A 25,791-nucleotide genomic window follows, 5' to 3' on the forward strand; every position below is an offset into this window, starting at 1 on the left:
CTTTTAAATTATTATTTTAACTTAATCCATAAAACTATATCTAATTTCCAAGTATTGATTGAATAATTAGATATTAATTGTAAAATAAGTAATACATGTTTATATAATTACTTATTTTATTTACACTTATATGTTGACCACTATATGAAATAATATTCTCTATAATGTTTTTAAGATTAAAATTTTCTATAAAAACTTACTTTATAATATAAATATTAATACTACTGATATCTTTAAAATTTGTAATGATAAAATTAACTCTTACTTCTTCTTTCAATTTTATCCTATGTATAATCATGACGACTATAAGTCTACTAATCAATGAGCGTATCATTGTGGTCAAATCACCTTAACTCAAGCTAATACATATGATAATTAATAATCAATATTCTTTAAAAATTATAAAAGTGAGTTTAGATAAATATACAAACTCACTTCTAAAATAAAAAAGATATAAAAGTAGGTTTAACCTTCTACTTTTATATCCGTTTATTATATATTTTATTTTCTAGGTACTTAATCCTCCTGTATTAGACTCTTCTTTCACTTGAATTTCTCCAGACATTTTAAATGCTTGCTTAGCTAAAAATACTGCTATAATCTCATTTATAACTGCCGCCGCTGCAATAGTACCTTGTATCATCATGGCGTACTCTGGCTCAAATGGAAATAATGCATCAACTGCAATTCCTGTAAATATAAGAGATACTCCTGAGTGAGGTAAAAGAGATAAACCCAAATATTTACATACCTTATCATCAGCTTTTACCAACTTACCACTTGTGTAAGCACCTAATATCTTACCAATTCCACGAGATACTATATATATTACAGTAAGTAATCCTGCACCAAATATTAAATTATAATCTAGTGGTGCTCCTAAATTTACTACCATTACAACTAAACCTATGCCTATTATAGGATTAAAAAGTTCCATTATCTCATTTAATCTTTCTTTTTCAACTTTATTTACAATAATAGCGAAGAAAGATATACCAGAAAGTAATAAGTTTATTGATAGTATATTATCATTTACATATCTTCCAATAATAACTGTAATGCCTATAAGGAATGAGAGCTTTAATAAAATTTCTAACTTTGAATTTTTATTAGGTAAAACTTTATTTTCTGTTTCATCTGAGTCATCTACGTCTTTACATTTTTTATTTTGTAATATTTTAGCTCCTATAATACCTGTAAATGCTCCAATACCTAATGGCAATATTATCATCATTAATATAGAAATAATATTTACCGATTCTCCAGTCATACTTCCTGAAACTACACCTATAACTAAGAAGAATACAATTAGTGCTAACACATCATCTAATGCAGCAAGAGGTATTAAAGTCTTTGAAACCGGCCCCTTAGCATTATACTCCTTAACTATTGACAAAGATGGTGCTGGTGCTGTTGCTAAGGCAATTGCTCCAAATATTAAAGCTATAGAAATTGGAACATCTGCAAATATTAAAAATGCCACTGTAACAACTATAAATGCCGTCATACCTTCAAAAAGGCATATAGTCAATATTTGTTTTCCCGACTTCTTAAGCTCTTCTAATATTAACTCAGCACCTATTAGCATACCTACTAAAACTTCTCCAACATTACTTATAATATGAAACCAACTTGTATCCATTATGCTACTATTCATCCAATTTAGTGCATGTGGACCTATTATCATGCCAGTTAATAACCATCCAAGTATAGATGGTAAATTAAGCTTTGAAACTAATTTTCCGACCATTAATGCTATAATTGTAAATACTGCTAATAATATAATTCCTTTTATCATTTAGATAACCTCCCTTATATTCATCAATACCCTTAAATAATATTTATATTATTATTCTTACGTAGTAATACCTCTATTTTAAATTTTTCTTTATTTATAACATCAACAAAAGGTTAATAAGGTATTAATAAAGTGTTATCTTTGGATTTTATTATTTTTTATGGAATTTCATATACTCTTTTTTGTATATTTTATAAATATTTACAATAAAACAACTAAAAAATATAAAGAAATACCTTTTTAAGATATTTCTTTATATTCTTATTACACTTTTATTCTATAAATTTATTTTATCCTAATTAATAAAGATATAAGCTTCTAAATTAATATAACTTAATTCATTTAATTAATGTTTATAAAATTATATATAATTCATTTTTTTAAAGGCATATATTAAAAATTCCTCTGCTAAACTTTCACTTTTAATATTCTCTAGTGCATCTTTAAAAGTAAACCATTGTGCTTTATCAATTTCCTCATTAACTTGATTTAAATCTTCACTGTCTACTGTACAAATAAAATTGCACATTAGTGTATTAGTTCTTTCAAAATATCTACTCTTCATATATTGATAATCCTTAACATTAAGACCTGTTTCTTCTTTTATTTCTCTTACTAAAGTCTGTTCTGCATCTTCACCTTTATTGATATATCCTGCTACAAGTATATTATCTACTCGTCCATACTGTTGTATAAGCAATACTTTATTTTTATCAGGATTTAAAATAATCGCACTTATGGCTGAACTAAAGGTAGGAAAACGAAATACTTCACATTTACTGCAATATGGAATTTCTCCTTCATTATTACATGGCTTATTTATTAACTTAGTTCCACATTGAAAACAATAACTCATATTATTACTCCTTTTACATCTATATGGTCTATAAATTATAATACTATATTACCATTCAGTTATAAAGTAAATAGAAAAAAGAACCTCATTCATATAGATTCGGTTCTTCTTTATTATTTTGCTCTGGTATTAACTCATTTAAACATCTAATTGCATTTAATCATCTATAATGTCTTTAGTCGCTGGACTTCCTATTAATCGTCCCTTATAATCAAATCTTGATCCATGACATGGACAATCCCATGTTAATTCATCTGCATTCCAACTAAGTTGGCATCCTAAGTGAGCACATTTTGTTGATACAATAAATTCTTTTCCCTCTTTATTTTTATAAACACCGACCTTCTCTCCATTATACTCAACAATTCCAGCATGACCATTTTGGATATGTTCTATATCACTACTTGGAATATATATCTTTTGTGCAATAAAGTTCTTAGCTGTTGTAATTAAATCATTAGCAATATTATTTATTGATGATGATAGCTCAAACCTTTTTGGAGAAAATATTTCTGAAAAATCATTTTCTTTTTCTAATATCATATCTGATATTATCATGGCTGACACCATAGAACTTGTCATTCCCCATTTATTAAATCCTGTGGCAACGTATATATTAGGTGTTTCATCAGAATATTTCCCTATGTAAGGTATTCCATCCACAGTCATACAGTCTTGAGCTGACCAATGATACCTTTCTTTTGACTTTGGATACAATTCTTTTGCAACCCTTCTTAACTCATCATAGCTTCCACCCTCTTCATTTTCTCCTGTTCTTTGCTTTATACCGCCTAACAATAATAAATCTTTATACATTCTAAAGGAGTATCCGCTTTTATCAACATCTATATACATACCATCAATATCTTTTACATTTTCTAAAGCTATAACATATGATCTTTCTTGATGCATTTTCATAAAATAATACCCTGGTGCATTCATTATTGGATAATGTGTTGCTACCACTATATTATTTGCAGTTATATTTCCACCCTTTGTAACTACTAAATTTTCTTTAATTTCTAATGCTTTAGTATTTTCATAGATAATTAAATCCTTTGAAATATCATTTAAAAATTTAAGTGGATTAAATTGTGCCTGATTATTAAATTTAACGGCTCCATTAATTTCAAAAGGAAGATTAGAAGTTTCTACAAATTCAGCATTAATACCGACTTTATTAGCTGCTTCTACCTCTTCTTTAAGACTATCTATTTCATTTAAAGAATAGACATATGCTGCTTTCTCTTCAAAGTCACAATCTATTCCCCTTTCTTCAATAATTTCTTTATATTTTTTTATAGCAAGTTCATTTGCTTTCGCATATTGTCTAGCCTTTTCTTCTCCAAATTCTGATATTAATTTATTATAAATTAAGTCATGTTGAGATGTTATCTTTGCAGTAGTATTTTTAGTATTTCCACTTGCTATTTCAGCTGCATCAATTAAAACTACATCCTTACCATTTTGCTTTAACATGTATGCTGTTAATATCCCTGCTATTCCAGCACCGATAATTACAGTATCTATTTTTATATCTTTATTCAAACTATTTCTTTTTCTTAGTTTACAACTTTCACTCCATACTGATTTCACAAAATCACCTCATTTTAGTATTCTATTTTTAAAATTATATACATAAGATATATTTTGCAAACTTTCACAAATATATGTAAAATCTCATAGAATAATTACTGTTATAAATCTTTTAGGAGAATTAAATGAATCCATATCATGATAATGATATAAACATTGAAAATTTACCTAAAAACTTTCCACCTCAACATCAAATGCTTCAACCTGGAATTGAATCAATAATGGATCCCCTACCTATATTTGATAACCCTAATTATAAAGGTAGTGGTAAATTAAAGAATAAATCTGTATTAATCACTGGAGGAGATAGTGGAATTGGTAGAGCCATCTCAGTAGCTTTTGCAAAAGAAGGAGCAAATATTGTAATTTCCTACCTTTATGAACATGATGATGCTGAGACTACTAAAAAATATGTTGAAAAATATGGTGGTAAATGTTATCTAATACCTGGTGATATAATGCATAAAGAGTTTTGCAAAAAGCTAGTTCAATTTACCGTTGATACTCTTGGAGGTATAGATATTTTAATAAATAATGCAGGTGTTCAATTCCCACAAGATAGCATAGAATGTATTTCAGAATCTCAATTAGAGCTAACATTTAAAATAAATATTTTTCCTATGTTCTATCTTACACAAGAAGCTCTAAAACATATGAAAAGAGGAAGTAAAATAGTAAATACCACCTCTATTACAGCCTATCAAGGTAAAAAAAATCTTATAGATTATTCATCAACTAAAGGAGCAGTTGTAACATTCACAAGATCTCTATCTCAATCCTTAGTTAAAGACGGAATAAGAGTTAATGCAGTTGCACCTGGTCCCATTTGGACACCACTTATAGTTTCAAGCTTTTCAGCTGAAGAGGTAGCTAAATTTGGATCCGATGTACCTATGAAGCGTGCGGGACAACCTTTTGAACTTGCTCCTGCTTATGTCTACTTAGCATCTGATGATTCCTCCTACGTAACAGGACAAGTTATTCATGTAAATGGTGGTGCAATGGTTGAAAGCTAAATGAATTAAGTAAATAAAAATATGTGCTTATAAACTTAAGCACATATTTTTATTAATTAATTTCTAAATTGACTTATACTAATACAAAATAAGTATTAATATATGCTATCACTTTGTTTTTTTATTTTATACTTAGTAAAAACCTCATTTACTTGTGATACGGTTCTCCGTATCATATTTAAGTGATATTTTTTATAATAAGAAATTATCCTTTTAAATCTAATTACTATCATTATTTTCTATTTTACTTTTTTGTTGATAATACTCTTTAATCATTTTTTCCAATTCATTATCATCATCAAATATTGAACTTTTTACTTTTTCCTTATTTATAAAACTCTCCTTAAATACTTTTATAATCTCTATATCTTTATTCTTTTCAAAATTAAAAAGTGCATAATTTACATATCTATTATCTTTTACAGATTTATATGCTACTCCATTATATCCAATTTGCTCACATATCATTTGAATTATATTAGTAATTATATACTTTTTCTTTAAACAATTATCATCTACAGAATTATCATTTATGAAGCCATCAAAATCATCAAAAATCAAATCTACTGGAAGTAAATTCATAGGCTTTAATAACCTAAGTACTGCAAAATTATACTCTTCATCTTTATTAGCCTTTATCTCTTTTTTTAATATCTCAATATTATTAGAGCAATATAACACAGACTTACCATGGAAATTATATCTACCTTGATTAGGTTTACCACTTGGTGGATTCCACATTGATTCTTTTGTATATATTTGTCCAGTTTTATTTAATCTTGTTCTAAATAATCTTTTAGAAGAGTATAGTAAAATAATTTGTTTTTTTCTGTAAGTTTCTTCTAATTTTGAATATATAATTTTAAATACTTTATTATTAAAAATAAATATTGGATTTTTCATATATTCATCTCTAAATTTTTCAAGTTCATCTACAGTTATTGTTTCATCAACTAGTTTTAAGTATTTCTTTATTTCTGGATAATCTCCATAAAATTTTTCATCAAATAATTCAATATCTCTTCTAGTATATACCTCTGAATATTTATCAAATTTCTCATAATCCATTGTATCTTTACTATATGCACCTCCACCATTTCCACATTTCGGACATCTAATATTATCTATTATTAAATAATAATATTCTTCATCTATTAAACTATTATCACATATTAACTCTTGTAATTCTGTAGATACATTATATTTATCCCATAACTCCTCATATTCATTATCTTCTTTGAAATAAGTATATAAACTTGCTTGAAAATCTTTCATTCTATTCCCATGTCCACAATTTGAACATGACTTAATATTTTTTTCTATAGCTTTTGCAACTTCATAACACAAATCTTCTTTAATATCATCAACTTCCGAATATTCCTCATCTAAATAATAATCTCCATATAATATATCTTCATTACAACTATTACACTTTAAAATTTTATTTGACTCGTTTTTACTTAATCCATATTTATCAGGATTGAAACTAATTAATAAATTATCTATACTATTTATCAAATTAGAACAATTTAAACATCTCATAAACTATATCTCCTTTTATATTAATTAACATAATTTATACTAATTTCTTCTTTACTTTATATTATAACTTTTTTATTTTAAAGACTAAACACTTATAGTCTTATATTAAAATCCAATATTTTAAATCACTAAATTCAACTTCATTCTACCAAATCTAAAATGTTGCATAAGAAAAGAAGAAGCACCTTTCATAGGCACTTCTTCTTCATTACTTAAATAGTCTATTAAACCATCATTTATTTTTAGTTTTATTGAATCTATTTCTCTATCTTTTCCTATTGTTATTTCTGAAACTATCATATGTAGTAACATCTTTTGTTTTTCTCTACTTGTGCAATTACTCATTATTCTTCCAAAGCTTTGTAGAATTTCTTTTATTACATCATATGAAACTTCTGTTTGATTTTCGTCTGTTACTGTTATTAAAAGTTTTTGTCTTTCTTCTTCTAATGCACTTATATTCTTATCTAGCTCTGATTTCCTTTCAACTAATTCTTCCTTTGTTATTAAGTCATCTTCATATGCTTCTAGTATTTTTGTTTTTCTACTTTTTAGCTTACTTAGTTCTTTATCTATTTTCTCTAACTTTTTCTTGTTTGGTTCTACATTGCTTCTTCTAGTGTTATTTATGTTTTCTATTATTGATTTAACCATCTTTTCATTAGACAGTAGTTCTTCTATCTTTCCAAAGACATATTCATTAGCTTTATCGACTCTTATTGCATTAGAATTACAGACTGCTGTACCTTTATTCTTCCAGTTCCCACAAGCATAGTATGTTATTCTTTTCTTAGTTCCATCTTTTAGTTTATTGGTTGTTCTCATTATGACCATTCCTGCTCCACAAACTGGACATCTAAGTATTCCTGTTAAAGGATATTCACCATCGTATATTCTAGCTGGCTTACCTTTCTTTGATTCTAGTATTTTCTGAACCTTGTCCCACAATTCTTCACTTATTATTGCTTCATGAAGTCCATCAACCATTATTGGATTAGGGTTTATATTCTTTCTTCTCTTTTCTGACCAATCTTGTCTTACATTATATCTAATTTTTCCTATGTAAACTGGATTAGTTAGAATGTCTTTGATTGAACCAACTGAAAAGTTATTTCCCTTTTTAGTTTTATATCCTAGTTTATTTAGCTTATTAGTTATGGCTTTATATCCATTACCATTACTGTATTCATTGAAAATTAGTCTAACTGTTTCAGCTTCTTTTTCATTTATTACTAACTTAGTTTCTTTTCTCTTTTTATTTAGTGAACCTTCAACAGGAACTATATCGTAGCCTAGAACTCTATTTCCACACCACTTACCTTCTCTGGCTCGTGCTAACATTCCCATCTTAACATTCTGCGCTATTGTTCCTCTTTCAAACTCTCCTATTAATGCCATCATCTGAAATTGCATTTTTCCTGCTGGTGTATTGGTTTCAAATGGCTCTGAGTATGATTTAAATGTTACATTATTCTTTTCAAAGAGTTCTACCATTTTTAAAACATCAGCTAGCTTTCTACTTAGACGATTTATCTTCCAAACTAAAACCATATCAAACTTATCTTCTTCCGAATCTTTCAACATTTCTTTTAGTTCTGGTCTATGTTTTATATCTTTACCACTTATCCCTCTATCAGAATAAGTTTTATATACCTCTAAATCATGCTTATCACAGTATTCTCTTAGTAGCCTTTCTTGTTCATCTATACTATATCCTTCTTCTGCTTGTTCAACAGTTGAAACTCTAGCATATATAGCAACTTTTTTCTTATCCATATATATCACTCCTTTAATTAACTAATCCTAATCAAAAAAATAATATATATTTATTCTTTTTCTTCAATTCCTTCTCTATCAGTTACTATTTTCTGTCTTAACTCATCAAAAATCATATCTACAACTAAATCTATTACATCTTTTATATTAAAATTTTCATTCATCTTAATTACCTCTTTCTTTAGAAACTCAACTTTAATTTAAAAATCCCGTTTTCCCGTAGATTTTTAAACATCTCAAAATTTTTAGGCTCTATTTACTAATTTATACAATTAAAAAATTAAAATTTAAGAAAAAAATATTTATGTTTTAAAATTGACGGGGAAACGGGGTTTTCTCCCTTTTCCCCTTATGGATTTTAAGAACTCTTTGTTAATATAGCCGTACATTGATTTAAGCTAACAACTATGTAATCAACAGTTATCCCAAATTCATTTTTTCTACTTCTAGTGTATCTATCCGATTCACAGTTTAAAAATCCACTAGCTTTTAATTCTTTTAGAACAACATTTTTATCTTCAAATCCACCTTCTTTTATCATTCTTTCAAAAGAAATCTTGTCCATTTGGACTTCAATGTTATTGTTATTATTTTTATTTTTAATTAACTTACCAAAAATGTCATTTGATGAATTTGTATTACCTTCTGTTATGAATTTATTTTTGTATTTTTCAACATATTGCTTTATGTAGTCTATTGCACTTTCTTTAAAGTTTCTGTTCTTAATTGATTCTTTTTCAACTTCAATTAACATTTCCTTTATTTCTTCTATTTTTAATTGAACATTCATCATCTCTTCAAACAAGTAAGCTGTTTGTAGAATTATTGCATACTTCTCACATCTTCTATCAATCATATTATCTGAAATTTCCTTTTGCTCTAACTCATCTTTAAAACTATTTTTAACTTCTTTAAATTGATTTATTAATGCTTCTTTTTCCTTTTGCATTACAAACCCAGCAAATTCAAGCCCTATATGACCATAGCTTTCAAGTATAGCTTCTTTTATATTCTCTGCATTTTTAGCGTCCTTAGTCCAAGTAACATTTTCTAACTCTATTACTCTTATTTGAACACCAGCATTTTTATTAGATGATGAAATTAGTGACCTTTCACCATTAGACAAAATTGTCGTTAGCCAAGTTTCTTTTTCTTTAAGTTCAGAGTCTTTATTAAGACGATCTTTATCAGTTCCATTTGCTACACTATAGACAAAATTAGTAAAGTTATTTGTGTGTGACATTGAAATTTCATCTAATGCAAGTGGAACACCTTTTAATCCTGTAAGTTTCTTTAAAATTGCATTGTTTGTTGAGTTATATGTACTGTATAATCCATTTCTTTTTACATCAGGATATCCAAAGCATGAAATTGCTAGTTTTAATGCTGTAGACTTTCCTGTTGTAGAATTTCCTACTAAATGTATCAACAGTGAATCTAGCCCAAGTTCTTCTCCTATGTATCCTAATGTTACTGCTGACAATGATGAAGCTATGACAAATTCTAATTCACATTTCCCAAAGACTTCATTTTTAAGCATTTCTATGTACTTTTCTTTAGAACCTCTTGGTTTAACATCATATTCTCCAACATATTCTGATTTTATGCCTATTGCATTGTAAAGTTTGTAGATTTCATTTCCGTTGTAATTTGAAAATCCTAATTTAGAGTGAACATTCTTTTTAACTGCTTTGTATTCGCATTCTCTTAAATATTCTATTAAATCGTTAACATTACTACTTACAACATCCAAACCTTTATTTTGTAAATCTATTAACTTATTTTTATTTAAGTATATTTCCCTACCAACTGTTATATTAGAAATTCCATTTAAGGTAAGAAACTCTAAGTTTGCTTTAAAAGTTTTATCATCTATATTATTCAGAATTTCTGTTATTTTCATGTATCTACTTAATCTCTTCTTTTCTCCGTTATTTTCGATCCATAAGAATTTTTTATCAGTTGTTATATTTTTAGTCATTTTTAATTACCTCCAAGTTTTGATTTATTTTTAGTTTTGTTCCCCTAGATTTTCTAGGGGAACTCTATTACTTATCAAACTTCTTCTTGGTAATCATCTTCAATGACATTTTCTTCTTCAAAGTAACTTTCTTCTGGACATTCCATTATTTCAAGAATATTAAGGTATTCATTTCTAAAACCAACATTTATTCTAATTTTCAGACCAACAAAATCTTGTTCATTTATCGCAAAATCTATTTGATTTATGTTTTCATCATTAACATCATTGTACCTTAGCTTTAAAAGAGTATCTATCTTTTCATTATCTGATGTTTTTATGTTAAAACTTTTAATAGTACCTTCATGATTTACAACATATAATTTAAGCAATTCAAATCCATTTTTACTAATGTTTACCTCTGCTTTTATTATTTCAACATCGTTTAATCCTACTGTTATTCCTTGTTTTCTAAAAAAATTCATTTGAAATTCCTCCTTATTTCAAGGAGTGTGCACACCCTATTATTAAATATTTTTTCAACTAGCTTGTCTATTATATTAAAATATTTGAAGTTTACCTTCAACTTCCTAAAAACGCGGAATTTCGCGATTAACATTTTTTTCTCTTTACATTTTTTGTTAATTTAGGAGTACGCGGCAACACGCCGTCGGCGCGTCTTCCTCAGACTTTTTTGGCAATTTTTACATAAATATTGTAAAAAAAGATAATATATTCTAATATTTTTTCAATATCTTAGCAACTTATACATAATCTATCTTTTTTGTAAAATAGGAACAGCTCTTGTTTCCTCTTTAATTCTTTAAATTTCGAATTTTACAAAATTTAAATTGTAAAATATAATTTTTCAATTATTACATATTGTATTTTCAGCTATTTTTTATTAAAATTACTAAAAAAAATAGGAATCTAAAATAGAATTCCTATTTAGTAATTAACTTCTCTTTTAACATCATCTACTATTTCACCAGTTACAATTATTGTTTTGTATTTATCATCTATTGCATCTTTCATTGCTTTTCTTGTATTTACCCATATTCTTTCATTAATTTCAAATCTCTCCTTACTTTTCTTTATCACTTGCTTCTGAATTATCACTTATTTCTTTATTATCATTTTCTTCTTCACTTCCACTTAACTTACCAGTTATTAATCCTATTACTGCTAAAATTACTGCTCCTATTAAAATCCACTTTAAAATTTTAAATCCAAAGATTAAAACTCCACTAAATGACTTTAATAAGAACTCTGTTATTGTTGTTCCTATTATGAAACATACTACCCATTCAGTTACAACTGCTCCACATCCAAAGTATGCAACATCAAACATACTATGGTATAGTCTGTTTATTAAAACTGCTAAACCTGTTCCTACTACTAAAACTATTAATCCTAAAAGCATGTCCATTTTATTCTTCTCCTTTGCTAATTATTTTTTTCATTTACAATCTCATCTAGTTCTATTTCAACGCCTAACTCTTTAAACAATCTAAGCATTGTTTTTACAGATGGATTTGTCCTTCCTTTTTCTATATCACATAGATATGAACAAGAAATCTCAGCCTTTTCAGCTAATGTTTTTTGATTTATCTTTTTATTCTTTCTTATATTTTTAATACTTTCTCCTATTTCCATTTAATCCCTCCCTAAGACAATTTTACGTTATTTAAGTATAAAATGCAATATTTTTACGCTAAAAAAGAATATTTTAGCCTTATTTTACAAAAATTATGCTTTATTCTATAATGTATCTAAGTAAAAATACGTTATTTACGTATTGAAAGGAGTAAAATTATGAGTATAGGTGCTAAATTACAAGAAGCTAGAAAGAAAAAAGGATTTAGTTTAAAAACTCTTTCTTCTAAAATTGGAAAGTCAACATCTTTTTTAAGTGACATTGAACATGACAGAAGTAAACCATCTATTGAAACATTAAAAAGTCTTTGTGATGTTTTAAATCTTTCCTTAGATTCTTTATTTGATGAAACTCCTTCTAAAAATCAAACTTTAATTCTTGATTTATCTGAACTGCTTCCCTATCTTGAAGATTTTTCTACATGGAATGACTATGACAAACAAGAATTAATTTGTTATCTTAAAGCAAAAAATTTAGTTAGAAAGCAAAATTAAGAGGACGTTTTTACGCCCTCTTCTTACTTTTAATTATTTTTCAGTTTTAGTTTCTCCTTCATCTAAGATTGTTGCTATTACAGTTAAAACAGTTCCTATTATTTTTATTATTTTATTTAACTCCATTACTTTTCCCCCTTCAAGTAAGTATAGATGTATGAGTAACTATCTCTAACAGGAACTAATTTGATCACATACTTAGCAATTTCTAAATCTATGTAGACTAATGTTTCATTATCATATCCTCTACCATTACAGAACCTTACTACAGTATCAAAGTTATTTATTAAATCAAATTGAATGTAGTTTAATTCTTTCTGTAACTTCTTTAAATCTATTTCCTTTTTATCATTTAACTCAATTATTAAATCTCTAGGATTCCATTGATTAGCAAGTCCTCCATCATAGAAATCAAATCTCATTACCCCAAGTAGTTCCTTAGAACTATACTCAAAAGTCTTTTCTTTACTTAGTTCTTTCATTTTCTTACCTCCTAATATTCTTCTGCTAACATCATAGTTGAGTATTCTTCATCATCTATTACAAATACTTTTAAGGTTTCATTAACCTCTACATCATTTAAAACTAGAACATACTTTTCTTTGTAATTTGGTACTTCTTGACTATGTTCAATTACAATTCCTTCTTCACATTTTCTCACTTTGAAAACTTGCAAGTAGTCTAATTCCTTACCCTCTTCATTTAACTTATCAATCATACTCCAAAGTATAAGTTGTAATCTTAAATCTAACTTTTCATTAGCTCCTCTCGTTATATATCTGCTCTCTTTCTTAAACATATTAATCCTCCTAAAAATAAATAAAGCTACCTAATTACTTTTCTTGTAATTAGGTAGCTATTTTAATTCTTGCTTTAGCATATCTATGAAATCATCTGAAAATACTTTCTCTTTAATGGACTTCTTTATTAATTCCATTAACTCTAATTCAGTTACATCTAAACTTCTTGGAACATAGATATCATCACCTCTTACAGTATCTTTGTAAATAGCGAATCTTATTTCATATCTGTTCATAGATTTGACAAAAATCTTCTCTATGCAATATGTGTAATCCTCATCTTTTAGACTAGCTTGTTTTAGAAGATTACAATATCTAGTGCTTTTTATTATTTCCTCTTCAACCTTTTTAGCCACACTATCACCTCCTTAATCTAGTAGGAACTTAGAAAGTTCTTCATCAGCTATTACTATTACTGAAAAATCACTAGAAAGTAAAAATAGTGAAGAAGTATAATTAACTCCTCCACTACATATAATCTCATCTGTGTATTCTGGTAGTATATCTTTCAACATTCCACTTTTAAGCTCTTTAACATCTTCTATGTTTTCAACTACTAAAACATATCCTCCTAAATCTTTATCTACATTTCTGTTTTCTCCATAGTTTTCATTAAATATATCTATATTTTCAAAAATACTTTTGATTACTTCTACAGGATAATTATTTAACTCTACTAATTGTTTCTTTAAATAAATTTTCTTCATTAACTATTTCTCCTTTCTAAAGTAAAAAAGACCATTACCCATATCTAAAATATAGGTAATAGTCCTCTTAAATTAAACTTCTATAAAATTCTTCTGTTGGATTTTCATTCTCTACTAAAAGCATTAACTTTTCATATGTATTATTGTAAAATCCATTATCTTTAGCATATTTAATTGCTTCTTCATATGTTAACTCAAAAATATTGTCTACTATGTTATAGTAAAAATCATCATTTAACACACCAAAGAAATATTTAACTGCCTCTTCATAAGTCATTCTTGGTTCTTCTTCTAAATCACATTCTTCATCTATATAGTATCCATTTTTATCATTCCATTGAAGAAATTTTGTTATTTTAATTTTCTGACTATTCATAGTAAAATTTACCTCCTGTATATCCTTTCATTATAATAATATATATTTATATATTATTTAAAATACATAAGTTATCCAGTATAATTGCTTTAACGTGAGGTTTTATACTATCATTATTTTTAATTTCTTCTTTACAAAAAAAATTATCCTTTGAATTGAATTTTTTCACCTTTTGAACCTGTTGCATATGTCCATGATAATCCAGTACCAAATCCTCCCTTTGCAGGATTTCCTTTTTTATCTGTACTTATATGTCTTATATATTCATCTATATTATAAACGCCTGATTCTTTTACTTCTAAACTTTTCTTATCTAATTGAAATTTAATTATATATCTTGGAACTCTAATATCATTCTTATCCTTTACTGGACTCATTGTTAATATCCATCTTAATAGCTTTTCTTTATTATGGTCTTTCTCCAATTCTCTTTTTAAAACTTCCTTTTCCTCTACTGAGAAATTTTTTGCACTTGCATCCTTTTGATGTTTTTTCATTAGTCTTTCAACTTCTGTATTTTTTATCCCTGTTTCTTTTAATATTGTATCAACATCATATTCAGCCATAGCAACCTTAGCTACAGTAGTTTGTTTTATACTAATTGGCGTATTGATTATTTGTCCATCTTTTTTATAAATTGTTAATAATACATCTGTTTTTGGATTCCCACCGTTATCTCTTTTAGGAATTTTATCTGTTGCTTCAATTTTTAATATTTCATTAATATTTATCCCTTCTTTTTCAATAATACTTTTAAATATACTCTCGTCTAATTTTGAATTGCTAAGATTTTCAAAGTTACTTATGTAACTTCTGTCACTAAACACACTTACTACAAAACTCTCATAAGCATCTCCTAGCTTATCTCCTATTTCTCCATATGATAAATTTTCTATATTATACTTTGCATATGCTTGCTTTATTTTATTGCACATAAAAATACCCCCTAATATAGTATATATATATATTATATACCATATTAGAGAGTTATTTCTATAAATTTACTTAGTTATTATAACTTCACTTAACGAATTACCATCTATTTTATCTAATGCCATTTTTAACTTTTCAGCTAATGCTTTAACTAATAACACCGGAATTGCATCACCACATTGTTCATATTTGTCTTGAAGTGGATCTGAATGAAATTTAACATAATCTCCTTCAAAAACATACCAATCTGGGAATGATTGTAACCTAGCTGTTTCTCTTGGTGTTAATGCTCTATTACTAATTGGATGAACCATCTCATCTAAACAATGACTTGTTACTGTAAATGAAGGTTCATTTTCTTTTAATCGCCTATTTCTAGCCGCATATAATTTCTTAGGAAAATACATTTCAACAATTTCTTTTCTTCCTTCATCAATTAATCTTTCTGCAGCTTTTTTCATTCCTTCACCTTGATTTATATAGCTTAATCTTTGCACCATTTTTTCTCTATGGTTTACAGCCTTATGATTAGCTATCTCAGTTACATATTGGTTATGATTTATATGACTTGGAATATATCCCTCTTTACCAGAAATGAACTTTATATATTTATAAAATCCTTCATTTATTTCATTATTATTAAATTCCTCTTCATACGAATAATTAATATCTTGAATATCTTCTCCTTCTCCACTATTTAATGATGGTAAATATTTCAATGCTTCTCCTACAGTTATATATGGATATTGTCTACCTTCTCCATGAGTTTTTTCTGGATAATTAAATTTATTTTCCCCATATTTATCATTCATAGCTATTAGAAAAACTCTTTCTCTATTCTGTGGCACTCCATAGTCTGCCGCTAAGCACTTAATTACATTTCTATCTGTACTTGCTAACTTATATCCATGATTATTAAATTCATCAACAATAATATCAAATACATTAATATCATTACTTTTTTTAGTTAACAATCCTGGTACATTCTCAAAGAAGATATACTTACTTTCAGTTGCTTGAGCTATTCTTAACATATTTTCAAACAAGTTGTCTCTTTCATCTCCATCAGCTCTTTTCCCAGCCATTGAAAATGACTCACATGGTGGTCCACCAGCAACTACATCAACACTAGTTACTTTAAATTTCTTATATAAAATTTCCTTTATTATTTCATTATCTACTAATCTAATATCTCCATGTATTAATGCAGTATTATCACTCTCTATATTTAATATAGCTTCCAAACTTCCTTTATTATCAATCAAATCTTGTAATTTATATATTTCTGCATCATGGTTTCTAGCATAAGTTAATACTGTATTATCACTCATTTCAACCGCTATTAATGGTTTAAATCCAGCATTTTTAAATCCTGTACATAATCCCCCTGGCCCTGCAAATAAATCTATATATGTATACATTCTTTTCTCTCCTTGTAACCAATTTAACTTGATGTTTCTTATTCTAAACTAATTTAATAGAGATACCAATATTAATTGATATCTCTAAAAGTTTTATTTATGTATTTGTATTATAGCATATAATTTTTATTTTTATTTATCCAATTTTAGTAAAAACCTCATTTATTTATGGTACGGTTCATTCTTCATTATTCTAAAAGCCCTATAGATTTGTTCTAAAAGCATAACTCTAAATAATTGATGTGGAAAAGTCATTTTAGAAAAACATAGTTTATAGTCTGCTCTTTTTATTACTTCCTGTGATAATCCAAGACTTCCACCTATTACGAAAGTAATATTTGAGTTTCCCATAACACCACAATTCTCTATGTATTTTGAAAACTTCTCTGAAGTTATTTCATTTCCTTTTAAGTCCATTGCAATAACATGCATATTATCTTTTATCTTTGAAAGTATTAACTTTCCCTCTTTTTCTTTTATTTGTAGTTCTTCTTTTTCAGATGCATTATCTGGTGTTTTTTCATCTGGAAGTTCTATTATTTCTAATTTGCAATATCTACTTAATCTCTTTGAATACTCATCAATAGCTTGCTTTAAGTATTTTTCTTTTAACTTCCCTACTGAAATCACTGTTATATTCATCTTTTTCTCCTCCTAGGCATTACTACAAATAATATTACCATAAAACTTTGAACTATTCTAAAAATAAAAGGCCATGTAAATTTAATATTTTACATAACCTTAGTCTTATTTCTATATAATAAATAAATTCAATTTAAATAAAAAAGAGAGTAAAAACTCCCTCTAAAAAATCTAATCCTATAGCATATGCATTGCGGCTCCAGTAAAGAAAGGTATTAACCAAATCACCCAAACTATTATACTAAATTTGTGGAACTTAGCCATCATATTTCTATCTTTCTTAATAAGAACTATAGTTGCCCAGATAGCATGTACTAACATTAATATTAAAGCTGCTGCTCCAGTAATTGTGTGGAAACTTAAATTTATTCCACCAGCTATTTTTTCCATTGCGCCAGTTCCTGTAGTATCACATATTAAACCTAAATAGAAAAATGCTAAATGCCATGGTTTTAAAGTTTTTTGTATCTTCTCAGACCAAACCCCTATACTATAAAATAATAGTGCTAAATTCATAAATACGATTGCTATAATTAATTCTTTTGACATTACTTTTATCTCCTTTTCTGAACTATGTTCATATTATAATACTATTATATTATACTTACAATTCATAAATATTAATTTCTTAATAAAAAGGCCTTATTTATTTTTAAAATTTAATAATTGCAAAGCAATACATTTAATAATAATTATCTGTAAATTATTATTATTTATTAAATTTAGATTTATAATAAAAAAAGTAAGAACACTTTAAAATGTTCTCACTTTTTCTGAAATTAAACTATATATTAAACTAGAGTTGATTTTTAGCTAGATATGAAAGTCTATCTAGCTAAGAATTAACATTTATCTAAAATAATGCCTAAAATTAATATCCTAATTCCTCGTTTAAGAATATTACATGTATTCTATCTGTATTACTTTGACTTCTTATTAAAGTGTATTCTCTACATAATCTTTCTGGACTCTTACAATCCATACAAAATCCTACCTTAGCACAAGGTGTTTTCTTATCTAATCTCTTAGCATTAGCAGGTGCCGAAATCATTCTATTTCTTTTTATTGCTTCATCTAAATCTCCCACAATTTTATTGTATCCCGCTACAATTATAACTTTATCTGGTCCATAAAGCATTGCCGCTACTCTATTTCCATTACCGTCAACGTTATATATCTCTCCATTCTCAGTGATTGCATTTGCACTTGTAAAAAAAACATCAGCTGAGAAAGTTTCTCTGAGTATTTTCTTAGTATCTTCTGGTTTTAATCCTTCTTTGTATCTGTCTAAAAACTCATATCTTCCACTTCTAAGATGCTCTATAACTCCAGCTTCAAATAATGACATAGATCCTCCACAAGCTACTACATCTCCCTCTTTAGTTAATTCATCAATCTTATTTATAAGTTCTTCTTTTGAATTAACTAAGTATCCGTTCATTCTATTTACTTCTAAAGCTTTTATAGTCTTATTAATTCTGCTTTCTCTTAACCATAATACATTCTTATCCATAACATAACCACCTTTGAATAAATACTATCTAAATTATATCACAATAGAATATGTTAAAAATATATGAAAAAATAGGTAGACTAAAGTCTACCTATTTCAAAAAGTGAATTATTTTCCACAACATTTTTTATATTTCTTTCCGCTTCCACATGGGCAAGGATCGTTTCTTCCAACTTTAACTTCTTCATTTCTTACAGTTTTTGAATCTCTGTATTTTAATTGAATTTCTCTTCTCTTTTCTCCTGAGAATATAGCATCCCATTGAGGTAAGTTAAATAAGTAATCTGCTTTTGCATCTAACATATTGTAGAATAAGCTTTCGAAGTCTATATCAAATGCTAACTCTGTATCGCCTTCAACTTTTTCTAAATCATATGGATTTTTTAAACTATCGTTTATTCCATCTATGAATCCCATTACGAATTCTTCTGTTGTATCATATTCTTTTGCTAAGTCAGCAATTGTAGCTTTCTTAACTTCTGTATGATTAGCTAATAAATCTTTATATATTCTAGTTTCTACGTCACTATATTCTTTCCAGAATGCAGCTTCTCCCTTAACCTTAACATATTCTACAACCATATCTGTCCATTGCTTATATAAACTCATACTTCCTTCTCCTTTTTAATCAACTCTATATGAAAATTATAATAATTTATTCAATATTTTTCAATATTTTACTAATTAATATATATACAAATATATATATTTAATATATCTGAAATTATTTGTTTACACTTTTTTACAAAATAACCTATTTATTTATCTTTAAACTAGGTATATCTTCTTTTGAAAAAGGCTTACTAACATCAAAATTACCACCTATTGAATTTATCATCTGGTTATCAACAAGTATATTAATCTTGTTAATACTTGGTATTTGAGTTATTGTTGCTGTTATTCCTTCTAAAGCCGCCTGTTCTTTAGATAAGCTCATACTAACAACAGCTTCCTTACTTAGATTTATAATCGCTATATCATCTTTTATATCAAAAGATAATAACTTTGTATCTTTAGGTAATATAGGTGATAAGCTTCCCTTCTGAGATGGCCCCTGTATAAGTGCTTGAATTAGATATTGTCCAATAATTTCATCACCATCTACAAGAATCTCCTGTTGTTCTATTTTAGGATGTGCTTCATCCTTAGTACCATCGAAATATAAAGATAAATCAATATCACCTATTAAATCATTAGCTATTGTTTTTACCCTCTCATTATTGTTAGCTGCTAATTTGTCTACTTTTATCTTGTCACATCCAACTAACAAAAAAGATGATAGGATTAATAAAATCATCCCTTTTTTCATATAAATTCCCCTTACTTAAAAACTTATATAACTACTTGGCTTATGTCTATCTGCTAACTTAAGCTCTAAATCTTTCCCTATATTAATTTTATGTGCGTTTAACACATTAATAACAGCTTGTTCAGCTAATTCCGGCACATTATTAGTATTGCTTAGATGACCTAATATTATTTTTCTATATTTATCAGTTTTCATGATATCAACGATAGCTTTTCCACAATCTTCGTTAGATAAATGTCCAACTTCACTAAGTACCCTTCTTTTTAAGTCATAAGGATATGGCCCAAACTTAACCATTTGAACATCATGGTTTGATTCTAATAAAATCACTTCAGATTCTCTAATATTTCTTAGTATTTCCTCTGTAAATGTTCCTATATCAGTTGCAATACTTGCACTTTTGCCTTTGTGTTTTATGGTATACCCTGTAGAAGCCACAGAATCATGCGGAGTATTAAATGACGTTATGTCTAAATCATTTAAACTCATTGTACTTCTCTTAGGCATAATTTTTATATTCTCTTCTTTTATTTTTCCTAGGGATTTCTCCATGGCTTTCCAAGTAAGCTCATTTGCATATATAGGTATATCAAATTTTCTTGATAATATACCTGCACCCTTTATATGGTCACTATGTTCATGAGTTATAAAAATACCATCAATCTCATTAGGATTTTGCCCTACTTCTTGTAAGCCTTCTATTATTTTCTTGCCTGATAACCCAGCATCTACTAGTATTTTTGTTTTTTCTGATCCTACTAATATGCTATTACCACTACTTCCGCTATATAGTGAGCAAAAAATCATATATTTCCCCCATTTTTTGTTCTTATTTTCTGATTATATCAGCACCAAGCATTCTAAACTTTTCTTCTATATGAGGATATCCCCTGTCTATATGCTCAATACTTGTTATCTCTGTAACTCCATCAGAAATTAATCCGGCAATAACCATTGCAGCCCCTGCTCTTAAGTCAGTAGCTTTAACAATAGCTCCTGTAAGTTTATCTATTCCATCTATAATAGCTGATCTTCCTTCAACTTTTATAGTAGCTCCCATTTTTTTAAGTTCGTCTACATGCTTATGTCTATTTTCCCATATAGTTTCAACTATTATACTTCTCCCCTTAGCTGTGGCTAATAGTGTACACATTGGTTGTTGTACATCTGTTGGGAATCCTGGATATGGAGCTGTTTTAATATTTACTCCTTTTAATTCTCCATCAACATAAACTCTAACACTATCGTCTCCCTCTTCTACTTTAGCTCCCATTTCTAAAAGCTTAGCTGAAATTGATTCTAAGTGCTTTGGTATAACATTTTGTATTGTTACATCTCCTCTAGTAGCTGCCGCTGCTATCATAAATGTACCAGCCTCTATTTGGTCAGGAACAACGCTATAGTTGCATCCTTTTAATTCTTTAACACCTTTAATTCTTATAACATCTGTTCCAGCACCTTTAACATTAGCACCCATAGCATTTAAGAAGTTTGCTACGTCAACTACGTGTGGTTCTCTCGCTGAGTTTTCTAATATAGTAGTACCTTCTGCTAATGTTGCTGCTATCATAAGATTGATTGTAGCTCCAACACTTACAACATCAAAGAATATATTTGTTCCTACTAATTTTTCAGCCATTATATTTACAGCACCATGCTCGATTGAAACCTTAGCTCCTAATGCTTCAAATCCTTTTATATGTTGATCAATAGGTCTAACTCCTATTGGACATCCACCTGGAAGTTCAACTTTAGCCTCTTTGAAACGTGCTAAAAGTGCACCTATAAAATAATAAGAAGCTCTCATTTTTCTTACATCATTTCCACAAGCATTAACTGTTTTTATATCTTCTGCATTTATTTTTAATGTATTGCTATCTAATTTTTCAACACTACATCCTAATCCTTTAATTATTCTTTCTAAGCAATGTACATCAGCTATGTCTGGTACATTATCAATAACACATTCACCTTTACTAGCTAGTATAGCCGCCGGTAATATAGCTACGGCCGCATTTTTAGCGCCGTTTATATCTATGGCTCCCTTTAAAGCTTTACCACCATTTATAATTAATCTATTCATACAATTCACCCTTGCTAATTTTTTATATGTATACAATTACCATTTTCTTCTTTTTTTATTCTTGTTTAATTAATTTTTTAATTTCATCTAACCACATTTAAACTGGCTAAACAGTGAAATTTAAAGTATTACTCATAATTTTCATTATATCATAATAAGCCAATATTTAAAGATTTTTTTTATTCATTACTTTTAAAATTTAACCAATCCGTATTATCTAAAAATACTTTTTATTCTGAAATTTCTCTCTTATTATTTTTTTTAAAAATTCTATATGTTATAATTTATAACAAAGTTTGTATTTATTTGGAACAAACTAATATTCAAGAGAGGTTTTGTTATGAAATATTATTTAGTAGCATTGTTTGATCAGGAATCTTGTAAATCCCTTGAATCACTTCAAAGAGGCTTATTAAGAAAATACAAGTTACCAAGAAATCATATAGGTTTACACATTCCCCTTGAAACAATTGATAACCCTAATCTAGACAAACTAGATGAAGTGGTTCTTAAATTAATTAAACCTTATAAAAAATTTAAGATAGAGTTAACTGGTAGTGTTGAATTTAATGAAAGTACCAATAAAGCTCTAAACTTACAAATTGAAAACAAAGGTTATATAAAAAAAATGCATAGACTATTTAATGACATGTTAAAGTTACATGGTTTTAATGTTAGAGAACGTATAGATTCACCCCTATATATTCCTATAAATAATACTAACTACAAAGAACATCATAAAAAGAATAATGCACAACCTACTGTTTTTAACTTAAGAGAATCTTCCAAGAAGAACATATTAAAAATTTCTAAAATAGAACTTTGGAGATTTCAAAATAACAAAAGAGAAATCCCTGTAAAATCATACGATCTAAGAAATTACTAAATAATCTATATTATGTATATTTTTATAAGCATTTTTATAGTATATATATAATTACCTTAGGTTAAAATAATTGCAAATTAAACATTTCGTAACTTTTTAGATTTGTATTCGTTTTCTAATCTTTTCAATTGTGAAAAGATTCTGTAAAATTAACTGGTAAGCATTTTTTTGCTTAAGAAGATAGGGGGATATACTCATGGAGTTAAATAATTTTTTTATTCAACAAGATAAGTTTAACAAGGAACTTGTTATCGATAATAATTTAAGTACCTATAAGGTTACTACTAGAATGTACTTAGCTCTTCAAGTTAAGATAAGCGAATTAGCAGATGAAACAAAATGTTTTATTTATTGGAATGATAGTAATAGATCTAGAGTTTCAAAACAATTAATTTTAGAAAAATACGTCGATTGTTTAAAACAAATCCTTACTATAGGCTTAAATAAAAATTATACTTGCTTAAAGACATTAATAGTTAAACCAAATGATTATTGTTTAAGCGATCAATTTTTAACTTTACTTATAGATGTAAATGACTTAATAATATCTCCATCTATTGATCACTATAAAACATTATTTGAAGATTTTATAAGCTTAGGAATAAGCTTAGGCTTTTCAATAAATCAAATAGAAGAAAATTTTTTCAAAAATGATTGTTGTAAGATAGCTCTCTAAAATTTAGAGAGTTATTTTTTTTTATTTTGGAATACTAAGCTTGAGGTGATTATTATGCTTGGTATTATTTTAGCAATTATTTCAGGTGCAGCTATGAGTATCCAAGGAGTTTTTAATACAAGAGTTTCAGAAAAAATAGGAGTTTGGGAAACAAACACCATAGTTCAGGGATCTGCTTTTGTTCTAGCTTTATTAATTATGCTTATGTTAAGAAGTGGAAACTTCTCTGAACTTCGCGCTGTAAACAAAGTATATCTTTTAGGAGGGGCAATTGGTGTTGTTATAACCTATACTGTTATGGCTGCTGTAGGAAGTTTAGGACCAACCTTTGGTATATCTATAATTTTAATATCTCAACTCCTAACAGCAGGGATAATTGATGCTTTCGCTCTTTTTGATACTGAAAAAATCAAATTTGCTGCACATAACTATCTTGGAATTATAATAATGATAATAGGAATTATCATATTTAAATGGAAAAGTTAATACATTGTCAAAATCATACTCCCATTCATATATTATAAAATAATAAATAATATGGGAGTATTTATTATGTTTTCAATAAAAAATAAATTGGATAGCAATCTAAAAATTTATATAAATCGCTCTTATTATACTAAGTATCGAGTTTTAATCAAATGTAAGAAATTTATGAAAGATATGGCAAAGAAAATGCCTCAACTAAAAGGTACTATTGTAAGAGAAATTGAATCACTAAATTTGATTTGCGCTATTCTTACACCAAAAGCCATTAATAGATTAATTGAATATCCTGAAATAGAATTTATTTCTTTTGATGACCATGCTATTCTTTGTGGTCTTAGTATTGGAACAGCAAATAGACTTCCCTCTAATAAGTCTTTTAATTTTACTGGCAAAAATATATCTATAGGATTAGTTGATAGTGGCGTTTATCCTCATCAAGATTTATTGAATCCTAAAAATAAAATAGATATGTTTTTAGATTTACTAAATAACTATTCCTATCCTTATGATGATAATGGGCATGGAACAGCTCTAAGTGGAATTATATGTGGTAGCGGTTATTCCTCTAAGTTCGTTTTTAAAGGTATTGCAGAAAACACTAAAATAGCTTGCATTAAAGCTTTTGATGCTACTGGTAAAGGATATGTATCAGATATACTATTTGCTATTCAGACCCTTATATATCAAGAAGAAAATCCTATAAGAATTTTATGCTTACCATTTGAACTTACTAGCCATAATATTAGAATCTCAGATTATTTTAATGAGATTTTTAAATTAGCTGTTAGCAAAAATATTATTCCTATTGTTCCTTCTGGAAGCATAGAAGGAGATAACACTATTCAGGGCTTAGCATTATCTCCTTGGTGTATAACAGTTGGCGGTATAGATTCTACAAAGACACCAACAACAACTTTTAAATTTTCTTCATCTGGAAATTCTAACTTGAAAAAACCAGATTTTTGTTCTGCTTGCGCTAATATAATGTGCTTAAACTCAGATAAGCAATATATCTCTGAGAGAAATGGCATAAAGCTATACCCTCATAAATTGGATAGTAGCTACACTGTTTTTCAAGGAACTTCTTTAGCCTGTGCCTACATATCTGGAGTATGTGCATTACTTTTAGAGTCTAAGCCAGAACTAAACTATAAAGATTTATGTTCACTATTAAAAATAGCTTCTAACAATAAATATGAACTTCCTTCAGATTCTGTTGGAGAAGGAGTCATTGATTTATCCTTCTTACTAGAAAATGTATAGG

The 25,791-nt window shown here is 27.5% G+C and carries 30 protein-coding genes; 6 read left to right on the plus strand and 24 right to left on the minus strand.

Annotation, left to right across the window (positions count from 1 at the left end; genetic code table 11):
- Positions 1-508 precede the first annotated feature (508 nt).
- The 3 genes from AC2A4K_RS16870 to AC2A4K_RS16880 form a co-directional block, all read right to left on the minus strand.
- Positions 509-1,798, minus strand: a complete 1,290-nt coding sequence (locus AC2A4K_RS16870) for a cation:proton antiporter (RefSeq protein ID WP_322504859.1) — start codon at positions 1,796-1,798, stop codon at positions 509-511.
- A gap of 361 nt (positions 1,799-2,159) precedes the next feature.
- Complete coding sequence (locus tag AC2A4K_RS16875; RefSeq protein WP_322504860.1) at positions 2,160-2,654, minus strand: NAD(+) diphosphatase; 495 nt, start codon at positions 2,652-2,654, stop codon at positions 2,160-2,162.
- A 156-nt stretch (positions 2,655-2,810) separates the two neighbouring features.
- The gene (locus tag AC2A4K_RS16880) at positions 2,811-4,250 is read right to left on the minus strand and encodes an FAD-dependent oxidoreductase (RefSeq protein ID WP_322504861.1); all 1,440 of its coding nucleotides are present in this window, start codon (positions 4,248-4,250) and stop codon (positions 2,811-2,813) included.
- 125 nt (positions 4,251-4,375) lie between these two features.
- Between AC2A4K_RS16880 and AC2A4K_RS16885 the strand changes: the two genes are divergently transcribed.
- A complete protein-coding gene (locus AC2A4K_RS16885) occupies positions 4,376-5,266 on the plus strand; it encodes an SDR family oxidoreductase (protein ID WP_322504862.1) in 891 nt (296 codons plus the stop codon).
- Between the two features lie 219 nt (positions 5,267-5,485).
- On the opposite strand, the gene AC2A4K_RS16890 is transcribed toward AC2A4K_RS16885, so the two are convergent.
- From AC2A4K_RS16890 to AC2A4K_RS16920, 7 genes are all read right to left on the minus strand, one after another.
- Positions 5,486-6,808: an RES domain-containing protein gene (locus AC2A4K_RS16890; RefSeq protein WP_322504863.1), complete on the minus strand. Its 1,323-nt coding sequence runs from the start codon at positions 6,806-6,808 to the stop codon at positions 5,486-5,488.
- Between the two features lie 120 nt (positions 6,809-6,928).
- Entirely contained in the window at positions 6,929-8,584 is a 1,656-nt protein-coding gene (locus tag AC2A4K_RS16895; RefSeq protein ID WP_322504864.1) for a recombinase family protein, read from the minus strand.
- A 358-nt stretch (positions 8,585-8,942) separates the two neighbouring features.
- Positions 8,943-10,565, minus strand: coding sequence for a DUF927 domain-containing protein (locus AC2A4K_RS16900; RefSeq protein ID WP_322504865.1), 1,623 nt, complete (start codon positions 10,563-10,565; stop codon positions 8,943-8,945).
- Between the two features lie 74 nt (positions 10,566-10,639).
- On the minus strand, positions 10,640-11,029 hold the full coding sequence (locus tag AC2A4K_RS16905) for a hypothetical protein (RefSeq protein ID WP_322504866.1): 390 nt from the start codon (positions 11,027-11,029) through the stop codon (positions 10,640-10,642).
- A gap of 463 nt (positions 11,030-11,492) precedes the next feature.
- On the minus strand, positions 11,493-11,645 hold the full coding sequence (locus AC2A4K_RS16910) for a hypothetical protein (RefSeq protein WP_322504867.1): 153 nt from the start codon (positions 11,643-11,645) through the stop codon (positions 11,493-11,495).
- A complete protein-coding gene (locus AC2A4K_RS16915; RefSeq protein ID WP_322504868.1) occupies positions 11,629-11,973 on the minus strand; it encodes a hypothetical protein in 345 nt (114 codons plus the stop codon). The genes AC2A4K_RS16910 and AC2A4K_RS16915 overlap by 17 nt, the downstream gene beginning before the upstream one ends.
- Positions 11,974-11,990: 17 nt before the next feature.
- Entirely contained in the window at positions 11,991-12,200 is a 210-nt protein-coding gene (locus AC2A4K_RS16920) for a helix-turn-helix domain-containing protein (RefSeq protein WP_322504869.1), read from the minus strand.
- Between the two features lie 159 nt (positions 12,201-12,359).
- Between AC2A4K_RS16920 and AC2A4K_RS16925 the strand changes: the two genes are divergently transcribed.
- On the plus strand, positions 12,360-12,695 hold the full coding sequence (locus tag AC2A4K_RS16925) for a helix-turn-helix domain-containing protein (protein WP_322504870.1): 336 nt from the start codon (positions 12,360-12,362) through the stop codon (positions 12,693-12,695).
- Positions 12,696-12,820: 125 nt separating this feature from the next.
- Here AC2A4K_RS16925 and AC2A4K_RS16930 read toward each other — a convergent pair whose 3' ends face one another.
- The 14 genes from AC2A4K_RS16930 to murA all read right to left on the minus strand — a co-directional run bounded on the left by AC2A4K_RS16930 (position 12,821) and on the right by murA (position 22,479).
- Positions 12,821-13,177, minus strand: coding sequence for a hypothetical protein (locus tag AC2A4K_RS16930; RefSeq protein WP_322504871.1), 357 nt, complete (start codon positions 13,175-13,177; stop codon positions 12,821-12,823).
- Between the two features lie 11 nt (positions 13,178-13,188).
- Positions 13,189-13,494, minus strand: a complete 306-nt coding sequence (locus AC2A4K_RS16935; protein WP_322504872.1) for a DUF960 family protein — start codon at positions 13,492-13,494, stop codon at positions 13,189-13,191.
- A gap of 57 nt (positions 13,495-13,551) precedes the next feature.
- Positions 13,552-13,851, minus strand: a complete 300-nt coding sequence (locus AC2A4K_RS16940) for a hypothetical protein (protein ID WP_322504873.1) — start codon at positions 13,849-13,851, stop codon at positions 13,552-13,554.
- A gap of 12 nt (positions 13,852-13,863) precedes the next feature.
- Positions 13,864-14,202, minus strand: a complete 339-nt coding sequence (locus tag AC2A4K_RS16945) for a hypothetical protein (protein ID WP_322504874.1) — start codon at positions 14,200-14,202, stop codon at positions 13,864-13,866.
- Positions 14,203-14,269: 67 nt separating this feature from the next.
- Complete coding sequence (locus tag AC2A4K_RS16950) at positions 14,270-14,578, minus strand: hypothetical protein (RefSeq protein ID WP_322504875.1); 309 nt, start codon at positions 14,576-14,578, stop codon at positions 14,270-14,272.
- A gap of 143 nt (positions 14,579-14,721) precedes the next feature.
- Positions 14,722-15,513, minus strand: coding sequence for an MspI family type II restriction endonuclease (locus tag AC2A4K_RS16955; RefSeq protein WP_322504876.1), 792 nt, complete (start codon positions 15,511-15,513; stop codon positions 14,722-14,724).
- Between the two features lie 66 nt (positions 15,514-15,579).
- The gene (locus tag AC2A4K_RS16960) at positions 15,580-16,932 is read right to left on the minus strand and encodes a DNA cytosine methyltransferase (RefSeq protein WP_322504877.1); all 1,353 of its coding nucleotides are present in this window, start codon (positions 16,930-16,932) and stop codon (positions 15,580-15,582) included.
- A gap of 162 nt (positions 16,933-17,094) precedes the next feature.
- Complete coding sequence (gene rlmH / locus AC2A4K_RS16965; RefSeq protein WP_198612663.1) at positions 17,095-17,574, minus strand: 23S rRNA (pseudouridine(1915)-N(3))-methyltransferase RlmH; 480 nt, start codon at positions 17,572-17,574, stop codon at positions 17,095-17,097.
- Positions 17,575-17,751: 177 nt separating this feature from the next.
- Entirely contained in the window at positions 17,752-18,123 is a 372-nt protein-coding gene (locus AC2A4K_RS16970; protein WP_322504878.1) for an HsmA family protein, read from the minus strand.
- Positions 18,124-18,445: 322 nt separating this feature from the next.
- Complete coding sequence (locus AC2A4K_RS16975; protein WP_322504879.1) at positions 18,446-19,087, minus strand: lactate utilization protein; 642 nt, start codon at positions 19,085-19,087, stop codon at positions 18,446-18,448.
- 108 nt (positions 19,088-19,195) lie between these two features.
- Positions 19,196-19,696: an SEC-C metal-binding domain-containing protein gene (locus AC2A4K_RS16980; protein ID WP_322504880.1), complete on the minus strand. Its 501-nt coding sequence runs from the start codon at positions 19,694-19,696 to the stop codon at positions 19,196-19,198.
- A 145-nt stretch (positions 19,697-19,841) separates the two neighbouring features.
- Complete coding sequence (locus AC2A4K_RS16985) at positions 19,842-20,396, minus strand: GerMN domain-containing protein (RefSeq protein ID WP_322504881.1); 555 nt, start codon at positions 20,394-20,396, stop codon at positions 19,842-19,844.
- Between the two features lie 15 nt (positions 20,397-20,411).
- Positions 20,412-21,203, minus strand: a complete 792-nt coding sequence (locus AC2A4K_RS16990; protein WP_322504882.1) for an MBL fold metallo-hydrolase — start codon at positions 21,201-21,203, stop codon at positions 20,412-20,414.
- Between the two features lie 22 nt (positions 21,204-21,225).
- A complete protein-coding gene (murA, locus tag AC2A4K_RS16995) occupies positions 21,226-22,479 on the minus strand; it encodes a UDP-N-acetylglucosamine 1-carboxyvinyltransferase (protein WP_322504883.1) in 1,254 nt (417 codons plus the stop codon).
- A gap of 340 nt (positions 22,480-22,819) precedes the next feature.
- Between murA and AC2A4K_RS17000 the strand changes: the two genes are divergently transcribed.
- From AC2A4K_RS17000 to AC2A4K_RS17015, 4 genes are all read left to right on the plus strand, one after another.
- Entirely contained in the window at positions 22,820-23,365 is a 546-nt protein-coding gene (locus tag AC2A4K_RS17000; RefSeq protein ID WP_322504884.1) for a hypothetical protein, read from the plus strand.
- A 196-nt stretch (positions 23,366-23,561) separates the two neighbouring features.
- The gene (locus AC2A4K_RS17005) at positions 23,562-24,041 is read left to right on the plus strand and encodes a dUTP diphosphatase (protein WP_322504885.1); all 480 of its coding nucleotides are present in this window, start codon (positions 23,562-23,564) and stop codon (positions 24,039-24,041) included.
- Between the two features lie 54 nt (positions 24,042-24,095).
- On the plus strand, positions 24,096-24,527 hold the full coding sequence (locus AC2A4K_RS17010; RefSeq protein ID WP_322504886.1) for a DMT family transporter: 432 nt from the start codon (positions 24,096-24,098) through the stop codon (positions 24,525-24,527).
- Between the two features lie 66 nt (positions 24,528-24,593).
- Complete coding sequence (locus AC2A4K_RS17015; protein ID WP_322504887.1) at positions 24,594-25,790, plus strand: S8 family serine peptidase; 1,197 nt, start codon at positions 24,594-24,596, stop codon at positions 25,788-25,790.
- Position 25,791 lies beyond the last annotated feature (1 nt).

The sequence above is a fragment of the Clostridium sp. LIBA-8841 genome, assembly GCF_057782475.1.